Annotated in this window: 20 protein-coding genes and 1 tRNA gene; 18 read left to right on the forward strand and 3 right to left on the reverse strand. The window is 70.6% G+C overall.

What is annotated here, in order from left to right:
• Positions 1–170: 170 nt before the first annotated feature.
• The 6 genes from ACVKXF_RS12090 to ACVKXF_RS12115 all read left to right on the forward strand — a co-directional run bounded on the left by ACVKXF_RS12090 (position 171) and on the right by ACVKXF_RS12115 (position 5,959).
• Positions 171–962: a pseudouridine synthase gene (locus ACVKXF_RS12090; RefSeq protein WP_228510267.1), complete on the forward strand. Its 792-nt coding sequence runs from the start codon at positions 171–173 to the stop codon at positions 960–962.
• Positions 963–988: 26 nt separating this feature from the next.
• Positions 989–2,101, forward strand: coding sequence for a prephenate dehydrogenase (locus ACVKXF_RS12095; RefSeq protein ID WP_340196219.1), 1,113 nt, complete (start codon positions 989–991; stop codon positions 2,099–2,101).
• A gap of 233 nt (positions 2,102–2,334) precedes the next feature.
• The gene (gene cmk / locus ACVKXF_RS12100; protein WP_111084641.1) at positions 2,335–2,991 is read left to right on the forward strand and encodes a (d)CMP kinase; all 657 of its coding nucleotides are present in this window, start codon (positions 2,335–2,337) and stop codon (positions 2,989–2,991) included.
• 108 nt (positions 2,992–3,099) lie between these two features.
• A complete protein-coding gene (gene der / locus ACVKXF_RS12105; RefSeq protein WP_456795842.1) occupies positions 3,100–4,620 on the forward strand; it encodes a ribosome biogenesis GTPase Der in 1,521 nt (506 codons plus the stop codon).
• 132 nt (positions 4,621–4,752) lie between these two features.
• Entirely contained in the window at positions 4,753–5,388 is a 636-nt protein-coding gene (locus ACVKXF_RS12110; protein ID WP_456795843.1) for a hypothetical protein, read from the forward strand.
• Between the two features lie 49 nt (positions 5,389–5,437).
• Positions 5,438–5,959, forward strand: coding sequence for a hypothetical protein (locus ACVKXF_RS12115; protein WP_123313552.1), 522 nt, complete (start codon positions 5,438–5,440; stop codon positions 5,957–5,959).
• Positions 5,960–5,971: 12 nt separating this feature from the next.
• Here the strand turns inward: ACVKXF_RS12115 and ACVKXF_RS12120 are convergent, their stop codons facing one another.
• Both ACVKXF_RS12120 and ACVKXF_RS12125 read right to left on the reverse strand, forming a co-directional pair.
• Positions 5,972–8,101 (reverse strand): RecQ family ATP-dependent DNA helicase, encoded by a 2,130-nt coding sequence (locus ACVKXF_RS12120; RefSeq protein ID WP_456795844.1) that lies wholly within the window; start codon positions 8,099–8,101, stop codon positions 5,972–5,974.
• A 75-nt stretch (positions 8,102–8,176) separates the two neighbouring features.
• Positions 8,177–9,667, reverse strand: coding sequence for a hypothetical protein (locus ACVKXF_RS12125; protein WP_456795845.1), 1,491 nt, complete (start codon positions 9,665–9,667; stop codon positions 8,177–8,179).
• A gap of 70 nt (positions 9,668–9,737) precedes the next feature.
• Between ACVKXF_RS12125 and ACVKXF_RS12130 the strand changes: the two genes are divergently transcribed.
• The 9 genes from ACVKXF_RS12130 to eno all read left to right on the forward strand — a co-directional run bounded on the left by ACVKXF_RS12130 (position 9,738) and on the right by eno (position 15,831).
• Positions 9,738–10,568 carry an endonuclease/exonuclease/phosphatase family protein gene (locus ACVKXF_RS12130; RefSeq protein ID WP_456795846.1) on the forward strand — a complete coding sequence of 277 codons (831 nt, stop codon included), beginning with the start codon at positions 9,738–9,740 and terminating at the stop codon, positions 10,566–10,568.
• Complete coding sequence (locus ACVKXF_RS12135) at positions 10,565–11,146, forward strand: hypothetical protein (protein ID WP_456795847.1); 582 nt, start codon at positions 10,565–10,567, stop codon at positions 11,144–11,146. Before ACVKXF_RS12130 ends, ACVKXF_RS12135 begins: the two co-directional genes overlap by 4 nt.
• Before the next feature lie 158 nt (positions 11,147–11,304).
• Positions 11,305–11,378 (forward strand) — tRNA-Pro (locus ACVKXF_RS12140).
• A gap of 346 nt (positions 11,379–11,724) precedes the next feature.
• Positions 11,725–12,231, forward strand: coding sequence for a universal stress protein (locus ACVKXF_RS12145; protein ID WP_060915497.1), 507 nt, complete (start codon positions 11,725–11,727; stop codon positions 12,229–12,231).
• Positions 12,228–12,971, forward strand: a complete 744-nt coding sequence (locus ACVKXF_RS12150) for a 2,3-bisphosphoglycerate-dependent phosphoglycerate mutase (RefSeq protein ID WP_055960826.1) — start codon at positions 12,228–12,230, stop codon at positions 12,969–12,971. Before ACVKXF_RS12145 ends, ACVKXF_RS12150 begins: the two co-directional genes overlap by 4 nt.
• Before the next feature lie 89 nt (positions 12,972–13,060).
• The gene (locus tag ACVKXF_RS12155) at positions 13,061–13,471 is read left to right on the forward strand and encodes a CrcB family protein (RefSeq protein WP_055962328.1); all 411 of its coding nucleotides are present in this window, start codon (positions 13,061–13,063) and stop codon (positions 13,469–13,471) included.
• Complete coding sequence (locus tag ACVKXF_RS12160) at positions 13,468–13,839, forward strand: fluoride efflux transporter FluC (protein WP_055960823.1); 372 nt, start codon at positions 13,468–13,470, stop codon at positions 13,837–13,839. The genes ACVKXF_RS12155 and ACVKXF_RS12160 overlap by 4 nt, the downstream gene beginning before the upstream one ends.
• Positions 13,840–13,865: 26 nt before the next feature.
• Positions 13,866–14,351: an inorganic diphosphatase gene (locus ACVKXF_RS12165; protein ID WP_055960822.1), complete on the forward strand. Its 486-nt coding sequence runs from the start codon at positions 13,866–13,868 to the stop codon at positions 14,349–14,351.
• Positions 14,352–14,496: 145 nt separating this feature from the next.
• Positions 14,497–15,831: a phosphopyruvate hydratase gene (eno, locus tag ACVKXF_RS12170; RefSeq protein WP_083393829.1), complete on the forward strand. Its 1,335-nt coding sequence runs from the start codon at positions 14,497–14,499 to the stop codon at positions 15,829–15,831.
• Here the strand turns inward: eno and ACVKXF_RS12175 are convergent.
• A complete protein-coding gene (locus tag ACVKXF_RS12175; protein WP_208385475.1) occupies positions 15,816–16,748 on the reverse strand; it encodes a LysR family transcriptional regulator in 933 nt (310 codons plus the stop codon). The genes eno and ACVKXF_RS12175 overlap by 16 nt on opposite strands.
• 165 nt (positions 16,749–16,913) lie before the next feature.
• Here ACVKXF_RS12175 and ACVKXF_RS12180 point away from each other — a divergent pair, with 165 nt between their 5' ends.
• The 3 genes from ACVKXF_RS12180 (at position 16,914) to ACVKXF_RS12190 (ending at position 19,290) form a co-directional block, all read left to right on the forward strand.
• Positions 16,914–17,978 (forward strand): TDT family transporter, encoded by a 1,065-nt coding sequence (locus ACVKXF_RS12180; protein ID WP_456795848.1) that lies wholly within the window; start codon positions 16,914–16,916, stop codon positions 17,976–17,978.
• A 140-nt stretch (positions 17,979–18,118) separates the two neighbouring features.
• Complete coding sequence (locus ACVKXF_RS12185; RefSeq protein ID WP_228506156.1) at positions 18,119–18,547, forward strand: uracil-DNA glycosylase family protein; 429 nt, start codon at positions 18,119–18,121, stop codon at positions 18,545–18,547.
• 140 nt (positions 18,548–18,687) lie between these two features.
• Entirely contained in the window at positions 18,688–19,290 is a 603-nt protein-coding gene (locus ACVKXF_RS12190) for a recombinase family protein (RefSeq protein ID WP_055960814.1), read from the forward strand.

Raw genomic sequence — 19,290 nt, forward strand, 5'->3', positions numbered from 1 at the left:
GCAGCAACGCCGCCAACGGCCGCACCACGCCGAAGCCGAGCGGTGAGCGCGACAGCAACGGCATCCCGGTGGAGGGCACGCCCGAACGGCCGATCATCGAGGACTGGGACGCGGCGGACGGGACGGCGACTGCCGGGGCCGAGCCGGGCCTCCAGGCAGAGGGGGAGCGCCTGCAGAAGGTGATCGCCGCTGCGGGCGTGGCATCTCGCCGAGTCGCGGAGAACCTGATCGTCGAGGGCCGCGTGACGGTCAACGGCCAGGTCGTGGACGCCCTCGGGCGTCGTGTCGACCCCGCGACCGACGCGATCTCGGTCGACGGCGTGCCGGTGCAGATCGATTCCTCGCGGCGGTACATCGTGCTGAACAAGCCGACCGGTGTCGTCTCGAGCCTGCAGGACGAGCGCGGTCGCCGCGACCTGACCGAGTTCGTGGACCGCTACGAGGAGCGCCTGTTCAACGTCGGCCGCCTGGACACCGAGACCTCCGGGCTGCTCGTCCTGACGAACGACGGTGACCTGGCGCACGTGCTGGCGCACCCGTCGTTCGGGGTGCAGAAGACGTACATCGCGAAGGTGCACGGCAACGTGAACCCCGCCGTGGTGCAGCGTCTGACCGAGGGCGTCGAGCTCGAGGACGGTCCCATCAAGGCCGACAAGGTGCGGTTGCTCGAGTCCTCGCGGGGTGAGTCGCTCGTCGAGATCACGCTGCACTCCGGCCGCAACCGGATCGTCCGACGCATGCTCGAGGCCGTCGACCACCCGGTCCTCGAACTCGTCCGTCGTTCGTTCGGGCCGCTGCACCTCGGCAGTCTGCCGCCGGGCAAGATGCGTGAGCTCGGCACGGTCGAGGTCGGCAAGCTGCTCGGAACGGTCCGTGACGCCAAGCCCTCCGCTCGTGACGACCGCGACGTCGCCCTCGACCAGGGCGAGGACGACGAGTGGGACGACGAGACGGCGGACTGACCGTGCTCGGTCGGTAGGCTTGCCCGGTGACCGACGTGACCCCGACCGACATCGACCGCCGTCTGCGCGGCCCGGTCCGAGTCGTCGGTGCCGGGCTGCTGGGCGCCTCGATCGGGCTGGCCCTGCGCGAGAAGGGCGTGGACGTGGTCCTCGACGACGTGTCGCCGGCCGCGTTGGCGCTCGCCGTGGACTACGGTGCCGGGCGTCGACCGGCAGCCGGCGACCAGCCGGAGCTCGTCGTCGTCGCGGTGCCGCCGGACGTCGTCGCGACCGTGGTGGAGCGTGAGCTCGCCGCCCACCCGAGCGCCGTGGTGACCGACGTCGCCAGCGTGAAGTCCGGTCCGTTGGCCGCCCTGGTTGCCGCCGGTGCCGACGTCACCCGCTACATCGGCTCGCACCCGATGGCCGGACGCGAGCGCAGCGGTCCGACCGCCGCCCGCGCCGACCTGTTCGTCGGACGCCCGTGGGTGATCGCCGGGCACGACGGCATCACGTACCAGCGTGCCGCGGTGGTCGAGGACCTCGCGCTCGACGTCGGGGCCACCGTCGTCCCGATGGACCCCGAGTCGCACGACCTCGCCGTGGCGTACGTCTCGCACGCACCGCAGCTCGTGTCGACCCTCATGGCCTCACGTCTGCGGGACGCCCCGGACGGTTCGCTCGGCCTGGCCGGCGGCGGCGTCCGCGACGTCACGCGCATCGCCGCGAGCGACCCCGGACTCTGGGTGCAGATCATCGGGGCGAACGCCGGGCACATCCGGCCGGTGCTCACCGACCTGCGCGACGACCTCTCGCGTGTGATCGACGCCCTTGGCGACCCGGACGGCGTCGGCTCGCCGCGCACCATCGCCGAGACGATCGCCGCCGGCAACCGCGGTGTCGAACGGCTGCCGGGCAAGCACGGCACCACCAAGCGCTTCGCCCAGGTGGTCGTCCTCGTCGACGACACCCCCGGGCAGATCGCCGCGCTCCTGACGTTCATCGGGGAGATCGGCATCAACCTCGAGGACATGCGCCTCGAGCACTCACCGGGCGCGCAGATCGGCATCGTCGAGGTGTCGGTGCTGCCCGAGCAGGAACAGCGACTCGTCGAGGAACTCGAGGGGCGCGGATGGAGGATCGCAGCAGCATGGGCCTGAACGACGACACGAACGCAGCGACGAACGAATCCGGTGTGACCGGCGGCCCGGACGGGCCCGACACCGGTCTCCCGACCCCGGGCCAGGGTGGTGCCGGCGGTCCGCTCAGCGGCAGCGGCGACGGCGGCGCACTCGGCGGTCCGGCCGGCGGCCTCGGCGAACCCGGCGGCGAGCCCGGTTCGACCAGCGCCCCGGTACCGGCCGGTCTCACCGACGGCGCCTACGTCGCGAAGATCGTCATCGCGGTCGACGGTCCCGCGGGCAGCGGCAAGTCGAGCGTGTCCCGCGCGGCCGCCCGTGCCCTCGGCTACGGCTACCAGGACACCGGCGCCGCCTACCGTGCGCTCGCCTGGCACGCCCTGCAGCAGCGGGTCGACCTCGACGACGCGGCGGCGATCCTGGCGAGCTGGGACACCTTCGACTACGCAATCGGCACCGACCCCGACGACTACTACGTGCGCGTGGGGGAGACCGACGTCACCGACGCGATCCGCACCCCGGACGTGACGGGTGCGGTCGCCCACATCGCCAAGCTCCCGGACGTCCGGCACCGCCTCGTGCAGCTGTTCCGGAACGTGATGCGGAAGACCGACGCACCGGGCATCATCACCGAGGGACGGGACATCACCACGGTGGTCGCACCCGACGCCGAGGTCCGGATCCTGCTGACGGCCGACGAGTCGGTTAGAATGGCCCGGCGCTCGGCGGAGGTCACGACCCAGTCGGCCGCAGAGACCTCCGCCGCACTCGCTCGCCGAGACGCGGCGGACGCGAAGGTCGTCGACTTCATGAACGCCGCGGACGGCGTCACGACGCTCGACTCCACCGACCTCGACTTCGACCAGACCGTGCAGGCGGTCGTCGACCTGGCCCGCGCGGCCACGCACTGACGCACGACCGGACGGCCTCGGCCGCCTGGTCACACCACGGCCGGAACTCCGGCCCGGCCGGGAACGGCCACCGACACCGCGGCTCCGGCCGCTCGCGAGGAACCCACCATGGCTCAGTTGGACAACCCGGACAACGACGACTTCCCCCAGTACGACGACGCCCTCGGCGAGCGGCTCGCCGGACTCGACGAGGCCGAGGCCGAGCAGCGCGCCACCGCGCTCCGCGCCGGGCTCGAGGAGTACGACCTCGAGGACGAGGACCTCGCCCTGCTCGAGGGCGGCCAGGTCGGCGAGGACGGCGTCCACTACCTGCCCGCCTACCCGGTGCTCGCGATCGTCGGCCGCCCGAACGTCGGCAAGTCCGCGCTCGTCAACCGCATCCTCGGTCGTCGCGAGGCCGTCGTGCAGGACGTCCCCGGCGTCACGCGTGACCGCGTCAGCTACAAGGCCGACTGGAACGACAAGCGCTTCACGCTCGTCGACACCGGCGGCTGGGAGCCCAGCGCCGAGGGCATCAACGCCTCGGTCGCCGCGCAGGCCGAGGTCGCGATCGACCTCGCCGACGCCGTCCTGTTCGTCGTCGACGTCACGGTCGGGATCACCGCCACCGACGAGCACGTCGTCAAGATGCTCCGCGGCACCGACCGCCCCGTCATCGTCGTCGCGAACAAGGCCGACGACGAGCGCCGTGAACTCGACGCCTACGAGCTCTGGAACCTCGGGCTCGGCGAGCCGCACCCGGTGTCGGCCCTGCACGGCCGTGGCGTCGCGGACCTGCTCGACCTGATCATCAAGACGCTGCCCGACACCTCGGCCGTCGCCAAGCAGGAGGTCGGCGGCCCCCGCCGCGTCGCGATCCTCGGCCGCCCGAACGTCGGCAAGAGCTCGCTGCTCAACAAGGCCGCCGGTGAAGAGCGCGTCGTCGTGAACGACATCGCCGGCACCACCCGCGACCCGGTGGACGAGCAGATCGAGCTCGGCGGCAAGGTGTGGCGGTTCGTCGACACCGCCGGCATCCGGAAGCGCGTCCACATGCAGCAGGGTGCCGACTTCTACGCGTCGCTCCGCACGACCGCCGCGCTCGAGAAGGCCGAGGTCGCCGTCGTCGTCCTCGACGTCACCGAGCCGGTGTCCGTGCAGGACCTCCGCATCATCGACCTCGTGCTCGAGTCGGGCCGTGCGCTCGTCCTGGCCTACAACAAGTGGGACCTGCTCGACGACGAACGTCGCCGCTACCTCGAGCGTGAGATCGAGCAGGACCTGGCGCACGTCGCCTGGGCCCCGCGCGTGAACATCTCCGCCCGTACCGGCCGTCACCTCGAGAAGCTCGTGCCGGCGCTCGAGACCGCCCTCGAGTCGTGGGACACCCGCATCCCCACCGGCAAGGTCAACGCCTTCATCGCCGAGCTCGTCCAGGAGCACCCCCACCCCGTGCGCGGCGGCAAGCAGCCCCGCATCCTGTTCGGGACCCAGGCGTCGAGCCAGCCGCCGACGTTCGTGCTCTTCACGTCGGCGTTCCTCGACCCGCAGTACCGACGGTTCATCACCCGTCGACTCCGCGAGGTCTGGGGCTTCTCCGGCACCCCGATCAACGTCAACATGCGGGTGCGCGAGCGCCGGAAGCGCTGAGTCGCAGCCGCACCACACACAACGCGTCCCGTCTGCACGGGGCGCGTTGTGCGTTGTGCGTTCGCGTTCGCGTTCGCGTTCGGCCGGGAGGCCCGGATCGCGTCCGCAGCGTCGGTGCGGCACCATGGGAGCGTGCGCATCGGGCGGTGGGGAACGGATCGACGTCGGCTCGCCCTGGTGGGAGTCCTCGTCGCCGTGGTCGTCGTCGGCTCGGTGTCGCTCTGGACGGTCTCGCACGCCCCAGCCGAGGACGACCTCGTCACCCGCTCCGATCGAGCCGTCCCCGAACCCGCGCGGTCCCCCGCGGAGGGGCTGCGGCCGTCGAACGGCCTGGGCGAACCCCTGCCCGAGGAGTCCCCGGCCGTGCAACCGGTCGACTCGTCGCCGATCGAACCGTGGTGGCGCCGGGTTCCGCCGGTCTCCGGGGACATCGTCGGCATCGACGGCGCCGCTGCCTCGGGCCACGTCCACATCGCCGGGAACACGGGCGACGCCACGCTGGCGGTCGAGATCGCGCACCTGGAGACGGGGACGACGGGGCCGGTCGACATCGTGTTGTCCGGTGGGACCGTGACGGGTGGGGAGGATCCGACGTGGACGCCAGCGGGGGAGTCCTTCGACGTCTTCCAGGCCGCCGGTCTCGAAGAGGGGCTGACCGTCGTGCTCGGCGAGCCGTGGACGTTGCCCGACGAGGTCCGTTCCCTCGTCCTGCTCGACGCGGCGACCGGCACGGTGCTGGGTGGCGCGGCACTCGTCCCGAGCGACTGAGCGGTCGGCGCGGTACGCCGACGGTCATTCGATGCGGCACGATGTACTGGTGACGCAGCGCAACGACGGACTCGGTGGTCTCGCCGACCGCGCGTGGTGCCGACTCCGGCTCGACCGGTTGGCCGGAGGCCGTCAGGGCGGGTACGTCATCCGGCAGGACATGCTCGAGCACCCCGACACCGTTCGGTCGTTCCGCTGGATCCGGTGGCTGCTCGTCGCCGAGACGATCGTCGGACTCGCCGCCATCGTCGTGGCCGTGCTGCTGACGCGCGCGGGGGAGACCGTGCCGTGGGCGGTGTGGTTCCGGGCGACGGTCGTGCTGCTCATCACCCTGACGCTCTACGTGTTCGCGTGGCGGGCACAGCTCGGGTACTACTGGGCGTACCAGCGGGTGCGGTTGTTCAGCCGGATCTTCCCGATCGTGACGCTCATCGTCGCGGCGATCCCCGGGCTGTACCCGTTCTGGATGGTGATCGAGCAGATCGTGTTCTCACTGCTCATGATCGGCATCGGCGACGTGCTCACCACCGACCACATGCGCGCCACGTTCCCCAAGCCCGCCCGCCGTTAGCGCCCGCGGCGGCTACGCGACCGTGGCCAGCGCGAAGGGCAGCACGGCGGCGGCCCCGGCACGCCGGAGCTCGCGGCCCGCGACGGTCACCGTCCACCGGCTGTCGACCAGGTCGTCGACGAGCAGCACCGGGCCCTGGTGCGACTGCAGCGCTTCCGCGAGTTCCGGCCCGACCTGGAACGTGTCCCAGACGCCGGACAACCGGTAAGCGCTGTTCGTCGCACCGTCGCCGCGGGGTGTGCCGCCGTTCCGGTCGAGCGTGCCGAGGAACTGCAGCCGCCCGATCGTCGACAGCGCCTGGGCGAGCGACCCCACGAGCTGCGGCCGTGACCGCGAGGACATCGCCACGACGCCGGTCGGCCGGGTCTCCCACGGCCAGACCTTGAGCGCCCGCACACAGCCGTCGACGAGCTCGCGCGAGATCGGGGCGTCGGGTGTGGACGGCGAGAACAGTGCACGCAGCGGTCCGCCCCAGCCGAGGTCGGTCAGACGAGCCACCGCGCGGCCGGGCTGCACGAGTTCGTCGGCGCCGATCTTGCCCCGCACCGAGACCCCGAGCGACGACATCCCCGAGGGCCACTGGGCACGCGGGGCGATCTCGACGCCGACCTTGTCGAGCGCAGCAGCCGCGCCGGACGAATCCGAGTCGGAGACCGAGGTCGGGAACCACGCCCCGGCACAGTTGTCGCAGCGGCCGCAGGGCTCTGCGGAGGGGTCGTCGAGGTCCTGCTGCAGCAGCTGCATGCGGCAGGCCGAGGTGGACTCGTAGTCGAGCATCGACGCGGCCTCGGCAGCGCGTGCCGCAGCGACCCGCTCGTACCGCGGGGCGTCGTACTGCCACGGCTGTCCGGTCGAGACCCAGCCGCCGGTGACGCGTCGGACCGCCCCGTCGACGTCGAGCACCTTGAGCAGGAGTTCGAGGGTGGAGCGCTTGATGTCGACCAGGCCCTCGAGGGCGACCGTCGACATCGCGGTGTCGGTGGACAGGGCGCCGAGCACGGCCGAAGCACGGGCCTCGGTCGGCATCGACGCGCTGGCGAAGTACTGCCAGATCTCGCGGTCCTCACGCCCGGGCAGCAGCAGCACGTCGGCGTTGTCGGTGGCACGACCCGCACGACCGATCTGCTGGTAGTAGGCGACGGGCGACGAGGGAGCGCCGACGTGCACGACGAACCCGAGGTCCGGCTTGTCGAACCCCATGCCGAGCGCACTCGTGGCGACGAGGGCCTTCAGTTCGTTGCCCTTGAGCTGCTGCTCGAGCTGCTCCCGCTCGTCGGTGTCGGTGCGCCCCGTGTAGGCGCGGACGGCGTACCCGTTGTCACGCAGCAGTCGGGCGATGTCCTCGGCCGCCGAGACCGTGAGCGTGTAGATGATGCCGCTGCCGGGCAGGTCGCCGAGGTGCGCGAGCAGCCAGCCGAGCCGCTGCCGGGCATCCGGAAGCGTCAGCACGCCGAGCCGCAGCGAGGCCCGGGCGAGCGACCCACGGATGGTGAAGACCGGGTCGGCCGGGCCGGCGGTCAGCTGCTCGGCGACGTCCTCGACCACGCGCTCGTTCGCCGTCGCGGTCGTCGCCAGGACGGGGACTCCGTGGGGGAGCGAGCGGATGAGCTCGGCCAAGCGGCGGTAGTCCGGCCGGAAGTCGTGGCCCCAGTCCGAGATGCAGTGCGCTTCGTCGACCACGAGCATGCCCATCCGGGCGATCAGGGTCGGCATCTGCTCGTCGCGGAACTTCGGGTTGTTCAGGCGCTCGGGGGAGACGAGGAGCACGTCGACCTCGTCACGGGCAAGGGCTGCCTGGGTCTCGCCCCACTCGTGCGCGTTCGCGGAGTTGATCGACACCGCACGGACCCCCGCGCGGGCAGCCGCTGCCACCTGGTCGCGCATCAGTGCCAGCAGCGGCGAGACCAGGACGGTCGGGCCGCCACCACGGCGACGGAGCAGCAGGGTCGCGAGGAAGTACACGGCGGACTTGCCCCACCCGGTGCGCTGCACGACCAGGGCACGCTGTCGGTGCTCGACCAGGGCGGAGATCGCCTCGAGCTGGCCGGGGTGGAAGACCGCGTCGGGACGCCCCGTGAGCGCAGCGAGCGCCTGCTGTGCCTCGGCGGCGATGTCTGCAGAAGGCGGGGCGGTGGTTTCCATGCCCCCATGCTGTCAGCACCGACCGACGAAACCCGACCCGCGCCTCCAGACTGTGGACAACGCGACGGAACGCGCTTACTGGTACGTGACCAGGGAAGGAGTCGGCGACACCTCGGACATCGTCTGCCCGGGCGTCAGCATGGGCGTGTCCTCGTCGTAGAAGTTCTTCCAGCCCCAGTGCAGGCCCTCGGGCGCGCCCTGGTGCAGCGCCTTCCACGTCGCCTGCTTGTCCGGCTGCGAGCCCTGCCCGTCGACGTGCACGAGCATGTCGAGCTCCGGGTGGGTCTCGAGCGCGGAACGGTCCTGGATCATCGACAGCCGGAACTGGTGCAGCACCAGGGCCTTCGGCGGCAGCCCTTCCTTGCGCACGAGCGCAGCCAGCCACGAGGAGACCTCGTTCACCTCGGACGCCGAGACACTCCCGATCTGCTGCAGGGGCACCTGGTCCTTCGTCAGCCGCCACTCCGGGTCGAGCGCCAGCCAGACACCGGGCTTCTGCAGCAGCGACTCGTACTTCTTCGCCTGCGACAGGAAGTCCGAGCGGCCCGGCTGCAGGTCGATGATGACGGGCATGTCGGCGTCGTGGGCGGCATCGACGTAGGGCTCGAGCGTCGACACCGGCAGCTCCGTCGAGTAGTCGCCGTCCGCCCCGGCGTCACCCGCAGCGACGGTCGCGATGACCTCCATCGCGGGCGTCACGAGCTCGTCGGACTCCGCCCGGTACGGCTTCGCGACCTGCTCAGCACGACGGACGGTGGCCTCCGGCCCCTGCTCGCCGAGCACGCCCAGCGCCGGCGACCCGGGAGCCCCGTACAGCGCCACGTAGCGGTGCCCGTCGAAGGGTCGCTGCCCGCCGTTCCGCAGCTGGAAGCCGCCTTCGGCCGCGCGCACCGTCCACTCCGGGTCCTGCAGCGCGTCGAACGCCGCACCGACGAGGACCGTCGGGTGCTTCGCTCGCTCGTGCAGCGCCGTCACCACGTCGGGTGCGGCAGCCGGGTCGGTCACGCCCCTCGGCATGGTCACCACACGAGCGCCGGCGGCCTTCGCGGTCGCCACGGCAGCAGCGTCCGCACTGGCGTCCGCCACCACCACGGTCGCCTGCCGGGAGGCCCGGGTCGACTCCGGCGCGTCGCCACCCTCCGGCGCCTTCCGCTCGTCGACGTCCGTGTCGAGCGACACGTCGCCCTCGGCCTGGTACCAGTCGGCCCCGAGCCGGTCGAGTTCGCGGGCGACGGCAGCGCCGCCCTTCGTGTCCTGCTCGTTCTTCGCGGTCAGCAGGACCGGAACGTGGGCGCTCGCCGCGGCCTTCGCGGCATCGGAGATCGCGTCGGCATCGCCGGCCGTCGCCACGATCGCGCCGGGAGCACTCGCGAACAGGGCCTTGCTCACCCGCACCGACCGTGCTGCAGCGTCGGAGGCGTCGGCGACCGTGACCGTCCCCGCCGTGGCCTTCGCGAGGGTCGGGCGGCTCGTGTCCGGGCCGCTCGAGGTGCACCCGGCGGCTCCGAGCAGCAGTCCGGAGACCGCGATCGCGACGAGGACACGAGGGGTGGGACGAGAACGCATCGGGCCACCCTACGAGCCACGCGGAGAGGTCCCTGGGAATCCGACGGGTGTCGTCTCGTAGAAGGGAGGCATGCCCCACCACCTCGACGACCACCCTCTCATCGGAGCCGTCCGGTCGCCCGAGGTCCACTGCATGACCCTGAACGTGCGGCGCCGCGTGCCGCGGCCGCCCGCGCACCCGGACGCCTGGGAGCGTCGCCGCGACGCGATCGCCGCGCTCGTCACGTCCGAAGCGCCCACCGTCCTCGCCGTCCAGGAGGCCCTCCCCGCGCAGGCAGACGACCTGACGGCCGGCCTCGGGTCCGGTTGGGAACCCGTCCTGGCCGGGCGCGGCGCGCGCGGCGGTGGTGAACAGGTCGGGCTCTTCCTCGACCGCTCGCGCCTCGACGTCGTCGAGCGCCGCACGTGGGCTCTTTCCCGCACGCCGCACCGTCCGGGATCCCGCTCGTGGGCCACGTCGTTCCCCCGGCACGCCGTCGGCGCCGTCGTCGACGACCGCGCGACCGGCGTCCAGTTCCTGGCGATCGCCACCCACCTCGACGTCGCCTCGCCGTGGGCCCGGCTGCGATCCGCCGAACTGCTCGGCCGGATCGTGCGACAGCGCGGCCTGCCCGCCGTCGTGATGGCCGACTGGAACAGCCCGGCAGGATCCGCACCATGGCGGGTACTGGCGGACGCTGGTGTCGTCGACAGCTGGGGGCGGGCCTCCCGGCAGGTGGGTGAGCCGTACGGGACGTACCCGCACTACGGGAGTCCACGTGTCGGCGGCCGGCGCATCGACGGTGTCCTCGTGACGCCGGACGCGACCGTCGAGCGGGTCGCCGTGTCGAACCGGCGGCCGGGCGGGGTGTGGCCCTCCGACCACGCGGCCGTGCACGCGGTCGTGCGGTGGGCGTCGTGATCGCCACGCTCGGGCCGACGTTCCTGCGCCCGAAGTTCCTGGTGGCCGACGTGGTGCGTGCCCTGACGCTCGTCAGCCTTGTCGTCGCGAGCATCGGGTGGGGCGGTACTGCGTTGCCGGTGATGGCGCTGTCGCTGCTCGGGGTTGTGGTGCCGCGGATGCTCGGGCTGCGGCCCGCGTTCGACCTCGCAGTGTGCGTCCTCGTGCTCCTCGCGGGGTGGTCGAGCGTGCTCGAGTGGTACACGAGCGTGTTCCTGTGGGACAAGTTCATGCACGTCGTCCTCACCGGGCTGCTCGCCGCCGTGCTCTACGTCATCGGCGCCGACCTGCGCGCGGTGCCGGCGCCGGACGGGGAGCGACGGGTGGTCGTCGCGATCCTCGGACTGTGTGCGGGACTCGCGATCGGGGCGGCGTGGGAGATGGGGGAGTGGCTCGGGCACAACTTCGTCGACTCGGCGATCTACGTCGGCTACGACGACACGATCGGGGACCTGGCCGCGGACGGGGCCGGTGGGTTGCTCGTCGGGCTCGGGTTGCCGTGGCTGGCGGCGCGGCGCGAGGTGGTGCGGCCGGGCTGAGGGTGCATGCGTGCTCGTTCCGGTGGCTCTGGCTGCGCGCTCGGTCCGACGCGCCGTGGCACGGAGGGGGTCTGACGTCCGCTATGCTGGACCGGTCGCTCGCGCTCCGGTCGGACGCGGGCGAGGATCCTCCGGGATCCTGAGTTCTCCGGAACTCGCGGGCTGTGGCGCAGCTTGGTAGCGCACTTGACTGGGGGTCAAGGGGTCGCAGGTTCAAATCCTGTCAGCCCGACCGAAACGTGTCTGACACGACGACAGAAGCCCACCGAGTATCTCGGTGGGCTTCTTCGTTCCGGCGGCTGTCGTGGGTCGTACGCATAGGGCTCCCTCACTGCGACAATCAGCGGACCACCCATGTGAGACTGTGGGCAGCTTCGCTCCGTGTCGTCGGAATCGCTTCCTTCGGTGTCGGGACGTCGCGGGTGCGCGAGACGGCCCGCGTGACTTGGGGTTCGGGTGCATAATGGTGGTGTCTTCGGACCCGGTAGTGGGGCTTGCCGGACCCAACCTCGACAGTTGTCGACAACAGTCCCTATCTCAGCTGGTCGCGCTTCTGCGCGCCTGAGGTAGGGAGTGTCATGACAGCACCAATCGGTTCCGGACCGGTCGTCGTCGGCGTCCTGCCCGGCCTCGCTCCGGGGGTCATCGAGGTTGCGTCGTCTATCGCGCGGCGCTTCGGTACGACGCTGGTGTGCGTCAGCGTGGATGCATCGCTCTTCGATGCCGGTACGCGCTCGGACGGGTCGGTGATGGTGGAACCGATCGACCCTGACACCGCTGACACGACACCGCAGGGCTTGTCGGACAGTGACAAGGCGGCAGTACGTGCTGCCGCAACGACCTACGGCGTCGACGTCACGTTCGTCCCGGGTGTCGGGGATCCGAGCCGGGCACTGTCGCAAGTGGCCGAAGACCGCGACGCGGCGATGCTGGTCGTCGGGGCCAGGACGGGAGCGGGTCGAATCGCGGAGTTCTTCACGGGGTCGGTCGCGGTACGGCTGACCCATCAGCAGCACCGTTCAGTGCTCGTAGTGCCCGTTGATCCGGTCGGGTTCGATGCCCCACTGCCGTGGGACACCCCGTGACCGGCCAGCTTGTTCTGCTCCGCCACGGACAGAGCACTGCGAACGCTGCCGGTACCTTCACCGGCTTGCGAGACGTCGCGCTGACCGAACAGGGCAGCGCCGAAGCGAATCGGGCTGGGTTGCTACTTCTGCATGCCGGCATCCGACCGGACCTCGTGCTCACGTCGACGCTCGAGCGGGCGCTCCACACGGCGGAGCTCGTCACCGACGTCCTCGGACGTGATGCGCCGATCGAGTCGACGTGGCGGTTGAACGAGCGGAACTACGGCGCCCTCACCGGCATGTCCAAGCAGAATGCGCAAGCGGCGTTGGGGGCGGAGCAGTTCTTCGCTGTTCGTCGGACCCGCACGGGACGGCCACCACGCATGTCGATCCGCGCGTGGCTGGCGCTCCGGCGGACGCCGGCGCTTCGTGGACTGCCGTGGGCGGCACTTCGTCGAACCGAAACACTCTCCGACGTCATCCGCCGGGTCCAACCCGTCCTGTCGCACAGCATCACCCCGGCACTCCGCGACGGGCAGACAGTGCTCGTCGTCGCGCACGGCAACTCACTGCGGGCACTGTGTGCCTGCATGGACGGCCTAACTGACGGTGAGCTCGCGGACCTGAACCTCCCCACGGGCGAACCCCTGATCTACCGGTTCGACGGCGACGGTGGGTTCTGTCCGCGGGGTGGGGAGTACCTGCATCCGGCAGCACGAGCAGCAGCGGCAGCGGTCGCTGCGGAAGGTGGAACATGACCTCCCGAACGGACACGCACCTGCCCGATGGGCAGCTCCCGCCCGACCCAGACATCGACGCCAACGACCCGGAACGTATCGACCGGCCAGTGCATCTGCGGTGGCGGTACCTCGGTGTCGTCGCACTCGGCGGCGCCATCGGTACCGCCGCACGCGACGGACTCAGCACCGCGTTCCCCGCTCAGCAGGAGGTGTCCTGGGCGATCTTCTGGATCAACATCGCCGGCGCGCTCCTACTGGGTGTGCTGCTGGAACACCTCGCGCATCGCGGACCTGACGAGGGTCGCCGCCGGACACTGCGCCTGCTTCTGGGAACCGGTGTCCTCGGCGGGTTCACCACCTACAGCACCCTCGCGACCAGCACCGCGGTGTTGTTCCTCGCTGGCCGCGGGTTGGCCGGCACCGGGTACGCGCTCCTGACGGTCCTCGCCGGCGCGATCGCCACCGGTAGCGGCCTCGCGATCGCGGGTTTGGTCCGACCGAACGGGGCCACATCATGAGCGCCCTGGCCTTCCTCAGCGTCGCGGTCGCTGGCGGTGTCGGCGCGGCCGCACGGTTCTTCGTGGATGGTGCGATCAACCGGGGTCGGCAGTTCCGGCTCCCGGTCGGGACGCTGACGATCAACATCACCGGCTCGTTCCTGCTGGGCTTGATCACCGGCGCCGCCGGTCACCTCGGCGCCACCCCCGTCGCGGTGCTCGGAACAGGGCTCATGGGTGGCTACACCACGTTCAGCACCGCCAGCTTCGAGACCGTCCGCCTCGCACGCACTGGCCGCACCACCGCGGCTGCCGTGAACGGGCTCGGGATGCTCGTCGTCTCCGTCGCCGCAGCCGCCGGGGGCGTCACCCTCGGCACCCTCACTTGACCATCCGACTGGGAGACGAACAGCTCATGCACTTCGACATCACGATCGAGATCCCCCGCGGCAGCGGCAACAAGTACGAGGTCGACCACGCCACCGGACGGATCCGCCTGGACCGGGCGGTGTTCACCAGCATGGTGTTCCCGCAGGACTACGGCTCGATCGACGACACTCTCGGCGATGACGGCGACCCCCTCGACGCGCTCGTGCTGCTGCCCCGGCCCACGTTCCCCGGCGTCGTCATCGACGTCCGCCCGGTCGGGATGCTCCGCATGGTCGACGAGAACGGCGGCGATGACAAGATCCTCACCGTCCCCGCCGGAGACGTCCGCTTCGACCACGTCCAGGACATCTCCGACGTCGCCGAGCCGGTCCTGGCGGAGATCGAGCACTTCTTCGCCCACTACAAGGAGATCGAGCACGGCAAGCACGTCACCACCAACGGGTGGGCGAACCGTGTCGACGCCGAAGCCATCATCCGCGCCGCACAGGAACGGTTCACCCCGCACCCCTGACCGGCACCCGCGCACCCGACACCATCCAGTGCGCGCCCTGAACCGCCGTGGGGAGGCAACTGGCGCCCAGTGATCGCCAGGAGGTCGTCCCTCCGCCTCCCCGCGGCCCACACCCGCACGACCAACCCGAAAGGCGACAACCGCCGTGAACGACTACATCAGCAACGTCCACCACACCACCCACCATCAGGGCGAGTACGTGACCCACACCAGCCGCCCCGTCACCATCAGCAGCCTGCACGGCTCCCGGATCCTCGACTCCCGCGGCTACCCGACGATCCAGGTGCGTCTCGAGCTCGAGGACGGCACCGTCGTCACCGGTGACGCCCCCGCAGGCGCATCCACTGGCGCGCATGAGGCTGTCGAGCTTCGCGACGGCGGCAGCAGCTACGGCGGCCGCGACGTGAGCCAGGCACTGCACCTCATCACGACGGACGTCGCACCGATGATCACCGGCCAGTCGTGGACCTCGATCGGGCAGGCCGACGCCGCCCTCGCTGCCCTCGACGGCACCCCGAACCACCGCCGGCTCGGCGCGAACAGTGTCGTCGCGACCTCGATCGCGATGGCACGCGCTCTCGCCGCCGCAGCGGAGCTGCCGCTCTGGCGTTGGATCGCAGACGTCACCGGCAGCACGCCCCGCCTGCCCGTCCCGCACTTCAACGTGCTCAACGGCGGAGCGCACGCAGCGAACGCGCTCGACTTCCAGGAGTTCATGATCGCCCCGGTGAACGCCGAGACCATGACCGACGCGGTTCGGATCGGATCGGACGTCTACCACGCGCTGGCGGCACTGGTCCGGGAACGGTTCGGCAGTCTCGGTCTCGGGGACGAAGGCGGCTTCGCCCCGTCGATCGCCGCGCCCGAGGAGGCCCTCGACCTCCTCGTCGCCGCGATCAGTGCCGCCGGTTACGAGCCCGGCGTGGACACCGTCGCGATCGCACTCGACCCGGCGGCGAACGAGTTCGCGCTCGGTGACGGTAGCTACCGGGTCGTGGACCGCCGGCTCGACCGCGCAGGCATGGTCGACTACTACCGCGACCTCATCAGCCGGTATCCGATCCGGAGCATCGAAGACGGCTTCTCCGAAGATGACCACGGCGGCTGGAAGGCGATGTCGTTCGCGCTCGGCGACATGCTCCAGATCGTCGGCGATGATCTCTACGTCACCGATCCGCAGCGCATCCGCGACGGTGGGAAGGACGGGCTCTCGAACGCGGCGCTCATCAAGCCGAACCAGATCGGCACCGTCTCCCAGACCCTCGACGCGATCGGCGTCGCACGCTCGCTCGGGATGCGGAGCATGGTGTCGCACCGGTCCGGCGAGACCACCGACACGTTCATCGCGGACCTCGTCGTCGGCACCGGAACCGGACAGATCAAGTCCGGCGCACCCGCCCGCGGAGAACGCGTCGCCAAGTACAACCGGCTCACCGAGATCGCGGAGAACAATCCGGAGCTGCCCTACGGGCTGCGCTGACCCCGACCGGTCACCTCGTGGGCGACGCGCAGGAAAGCAGAACCAGCTGGCTGAGGCTCTCCCGACCAGATCGCCCGCAACGGCCGGGCAAGTGGCGGCCCAGCGAGCGGGACCCGCACCAGCGACCCGTCGTTGATGTCGGCGGCGACCGTGCGAAGGCTCATCACCGCCGGTGCAATTCCAGCCTGCGCGTTCGCCCGGATGATGCTCGTGGTCTCCAGCACCGCGGCCGGAACCGACATGCTCAAACCGGCCTCCCTGAGCCATGCGGCGAGGGTCGCGCGAGTTCCGGAACCTTCTTCCCGCAGGAGCAGAGCCGTCGCCGCCAGGACCTCCGCAGTGATCCCGGTCGACCGAGCCCAGGGATGTTCCGGCGCAACGACGACCGCGAGCTCATCGTCCGCGATCACCTGCGCGGACACACCTGCCGCCGTCACCGGGGTCTCCGTGAACCCGAGGTTCGCGCCACCCGACTGCACGAGGTCCGTCACCGCGGCGGAGTTGCCCGCGATCAGGCGCACCCGCACGTCGGGTTCGCGGCGGCGGAATTCGAGCAGCCAGCCCGGCAGCAGCAGCTCCGCGATCGTCTGTGACGCTGCGACGACGAGCGAACCCGTGGGAGTCCGCAGCGCAGCCACTCCTGCTTCGAGGTGGCGAGACGCGTCGAGGACCGGTCCGGCCAGCCCGACGACGAGCCTGCCGGTCTCGGTCAGCACCGACCCCGTGGTCGAGCGGTGCACCAACAAGTGACCGACCATGCGCTCGGCGACCCGGATCCGAGCAGACACTGCCTGTTGCGTGACGCCGAGCGCTCCAGCGGCAGCGGAGAGGGAGCCGGTCTCGGCGACGCGTGCGAGCACGTCGAGTGTGTCGAGGTCGAGGGTTCGGTCCGTGAGTCGCCGTAGTGCCACAATCATTGATTGTGCCCTGCCAAGAGGTTCCGGGTACCGCCAGAGGCAGGATTCGCGCAGGCTTGGCCCATGACAACGCTCCGCACGGACCCTGCACCCGCGAACGGTAGCCAGCTGCCCCAACGGCCGCAGACGGCGTTGTTCCGTGACCTGGAGCGGCCAGGCCTGATCGTGTCGAATCTCACACCGAACTGGTTCGCGTCGATCATGGGCACGGGGATCGTCGCTGTCGCAGCTGCGTCACTGCCGCTGCAGTTCCCCGGGCTGCGCCTCGCGGCGACGGTCGTGTGGGCGATCGCCGCGGTGCTCCTCGTCGCCCTCACGACCGCGACGGTGCTGCACTGGATCCGCTACCGGAGCACTGCAGCCGGGCACCAGCTCAACCCGGTGATCTCGCACTTCTACGGCGCACCACCGATGGCGTTCCTCACCGTCGGCGCCGGGACACTCCTGCTCGGCAAGGACTGGGTCGGCCTGCCCGCCGCCGTCACCATCGACTGGGTCCTGTGGACCATCGGCACCATCGGAGGACTGCTCACGGCAGTGCTCGTGCCGTACCTGGCGTTCACCCGCCACGAGAACAAGCCCGACTCCGCGTTCGGCGGCTGGCTGATGCCGATCGTCCCGCCGATGGTGTCCGCCTCCACCGGTGCGCTCCTGCTGCCGTACGCCCCCGCCGGGCAGGCGCGGGAGACGCTGCTGTGGTCCTGCTACGGCTTCTTCGGCCTCAGCCTCATCACGTCGCTGGTCGTGATCACGCTGATCTGGAACCGTCTCGCGCAGCACAAGGTCGGGGCCGCCGGCATGGTCCCGACTCTGTGGATCGTCCTCGGGCCGGTCGGACAGTCGATCACCGCGGTGAACCTCCTCGCATCGAACGCCCCCACCATTGTCGATGCGAGTACCGCGCATGCCCTGCTGGTCGTGGCGCTGGTGTACGGGTTCGCGATGCTCGGCTTCGCGCTGCTGTGGACCGTCATCGCCCTCGCGATCACCATCCGCACTGCCCGCGAACACTTGCCGTTCAGCCTGACTTGGTGGTCCTTCACGTTCCCCGTCGGGACCTGCGTCACCGGCCTGAACGGGCTCGCCCTGCACTCAGGCCTGACCGTCGTTGCCGTCCTCGCCGTCATCTACTACGCCGGCCTCGTCGCCGCATGGATCACCGTTGCCCTTCGCACCTTTCACGGATCCGTCATCCGTGGCACCCTGCTGGCACCGCCACAGCCGGCATGAGTACCCCCGAGGAACTCGCTGACGTTCGATCGCTGAACGGTCTCGCGGAGACGTGGCGGACCGCGCCCGACGGCAGCCGACGGTTCGTCCCGAGCTTCGACCCACGATCCGGCGGCAGATTCAGCCGTGTCCTGGTCCTGATGCAGTCGCCTGGCCCCCAGACCATCGCCGCAGCGCACGCAGCGATCTGCAGCGAGGACAACCCGGGCCCGACCGCGGCCGCGTTCCGAGCAGCCCGTATCGAGTCCGGACTCGCACGCGGCGAGTACGTCCGCTGGAACCTTGTCCCATGGGAACTGCCCGACCGCGTGCGACTCGAGGACATCGACGAGGGGCGGCATGCCCTCGCCACACTGCTCGCGGCCCTCCCCGCTCTCACTGCGATCGTCACGTACGGGGCCGTTGCCCTCGACGGCGTCATGCGACACTTCACCCTGGACGAGCACCCCCGACTCCTTCCGGTCATCGCAGCACCACATCCGTCTCCCGCCAACGGCCGCCACCGATCGGAACAACACCTCCGTTCCGTGCAAGCACTCCGGCTCGCCGCGCGAGCGCGGCAGACGTAACAAATACGAACGATTCCGCTACAACTATCCGTACCGGCGCTCAGTCCGGGTGCGAGGCGCCGTGTCTTGTAGCGGAACCCAGTCCCAGAATCTACGTGCCGCCACTACCCCTCCTGGTCGAGTTTCGCTACGTTCTCTTCATGGGTCACCTTCTCGGGTATGCGCGCGTGTCCACCACAGACCAGGACGCGTCGCTGCAGATCGACGCGCTCAACGCCGCTGGCTGCTACCGCGTGTTCGTCGACACCATGTCCGGGTCGCTCCAACACCGGCCCGAGCTCGACAAGCTCCTCGACCAGCTCCGCCCCGGCGACACTCTCGTCGTCTGGCGACTCGACCGGCTCGGCCGGTCCATCCGGCACCTCATCGATCAGCTGCACGCTCTCGCCGAGCGCGGCATCGGGTTCCGGTCCCTGCAGGAGACCATCGACACCACCTCGCCCGGCGGCCGGCTCGTGTTCCACGTCTTCGCCGCGTTGGCGGAGTTCGAACGGGACCTCATCAAGGAACGCACCAACGCCGGCCTCGCCGCCGCTCGAGCCCGCGGCCGCACCGGCGGCCGACCATCTCGGCTCTCCGCGGACCAGGTGCGCACCGCACGCCGGCTCTACGAACAGCAGGACATGACCGTCGCGCAGATCGGCGACGTGCTCGGCGTTAGCCGCACCACCATCTACCGTGCACTCGCGAAGCACGCCGAGCCCGTCGCGGCGCGACGAACCAAGCCTTCCCCAACGATGTAG

The organism is Curtobacterium sp. PvP017 (genome assembly GCF_054060195.1).

Bases quoted from the DNA above. Each gene is read 5' to 3' on its own strand.
- der (WP_456795842.1), top strand. From the start codon at position 3,100: ATGGCTCAGTTGGACAACCCGGACAACGACGACTTCCCCCAGTACGAC.
- ACVKXF_RS12120 (WP_456795844.1), bottom strand. From the start codon at position 8,101: ATGGAAACCACCGCCCCGCCTTCTGCAGACATCGCCGCCGAGGCACAG.
- ACVKXF_RS12125 (WP_456795845.1), bottom strand. From the start codon at position 9,667: ATGCGTTCTCGTCCCACCCCTCGTGTCCTCGTCGCGATCGCGGTCTCC.
- ACVKXF_RS12130 (WP_456795846.1), top strand. From the start codon at position 9,738: ATGCCCCACCACCTCGACGACCACCCTCTCATCGGAGCCGTCCGGTCG.
- ACVKXF_RS12145 (WP_060915497.1), top strand. From the start codon at position 11,725: ATGACAGCACCAATCGGTTCCGGACCGGTCGTCGTCGGCGTCCTGCCC.
- ACVKXF_RS12160 (WP_055960823.1), top strand. From the start codon at position 13,468: ATGAGCGCCCTGGCCTTCCTCAGCGTCGCGGTCGCTGGCGGTGTCGGC.
- ACVKXF_RS12165 (WP_055960822.1), top strand. From the start codon at position 13,866: ATGCACTTCGACATCACGATCGAGATCCCCCGCGGCAGCGGCAACAAG.
- ACVKXF_RS12175 (WP_208385475.1), bottom strand. From the start codon at position 16,748: ATGATTGTGGCACTACGGCGACTCACGGACCGAACCCTCGACCTCGAC.
- ACVKXF_RS12185 (WP_228506156.1), top strand. From the start codon at position 18,119: ATGCAGTCGCCTGGCCCCCAGACCATCGCCGCAGCGCACGCAGCGATC.
- ACVKXF_RS12190 (WP_055960814.1), top strand. From the start codon at position 18,688: ATGGGTCACCTTCTCGGGTATGCGCGCGTGTCCACCACAGACCAGGAC.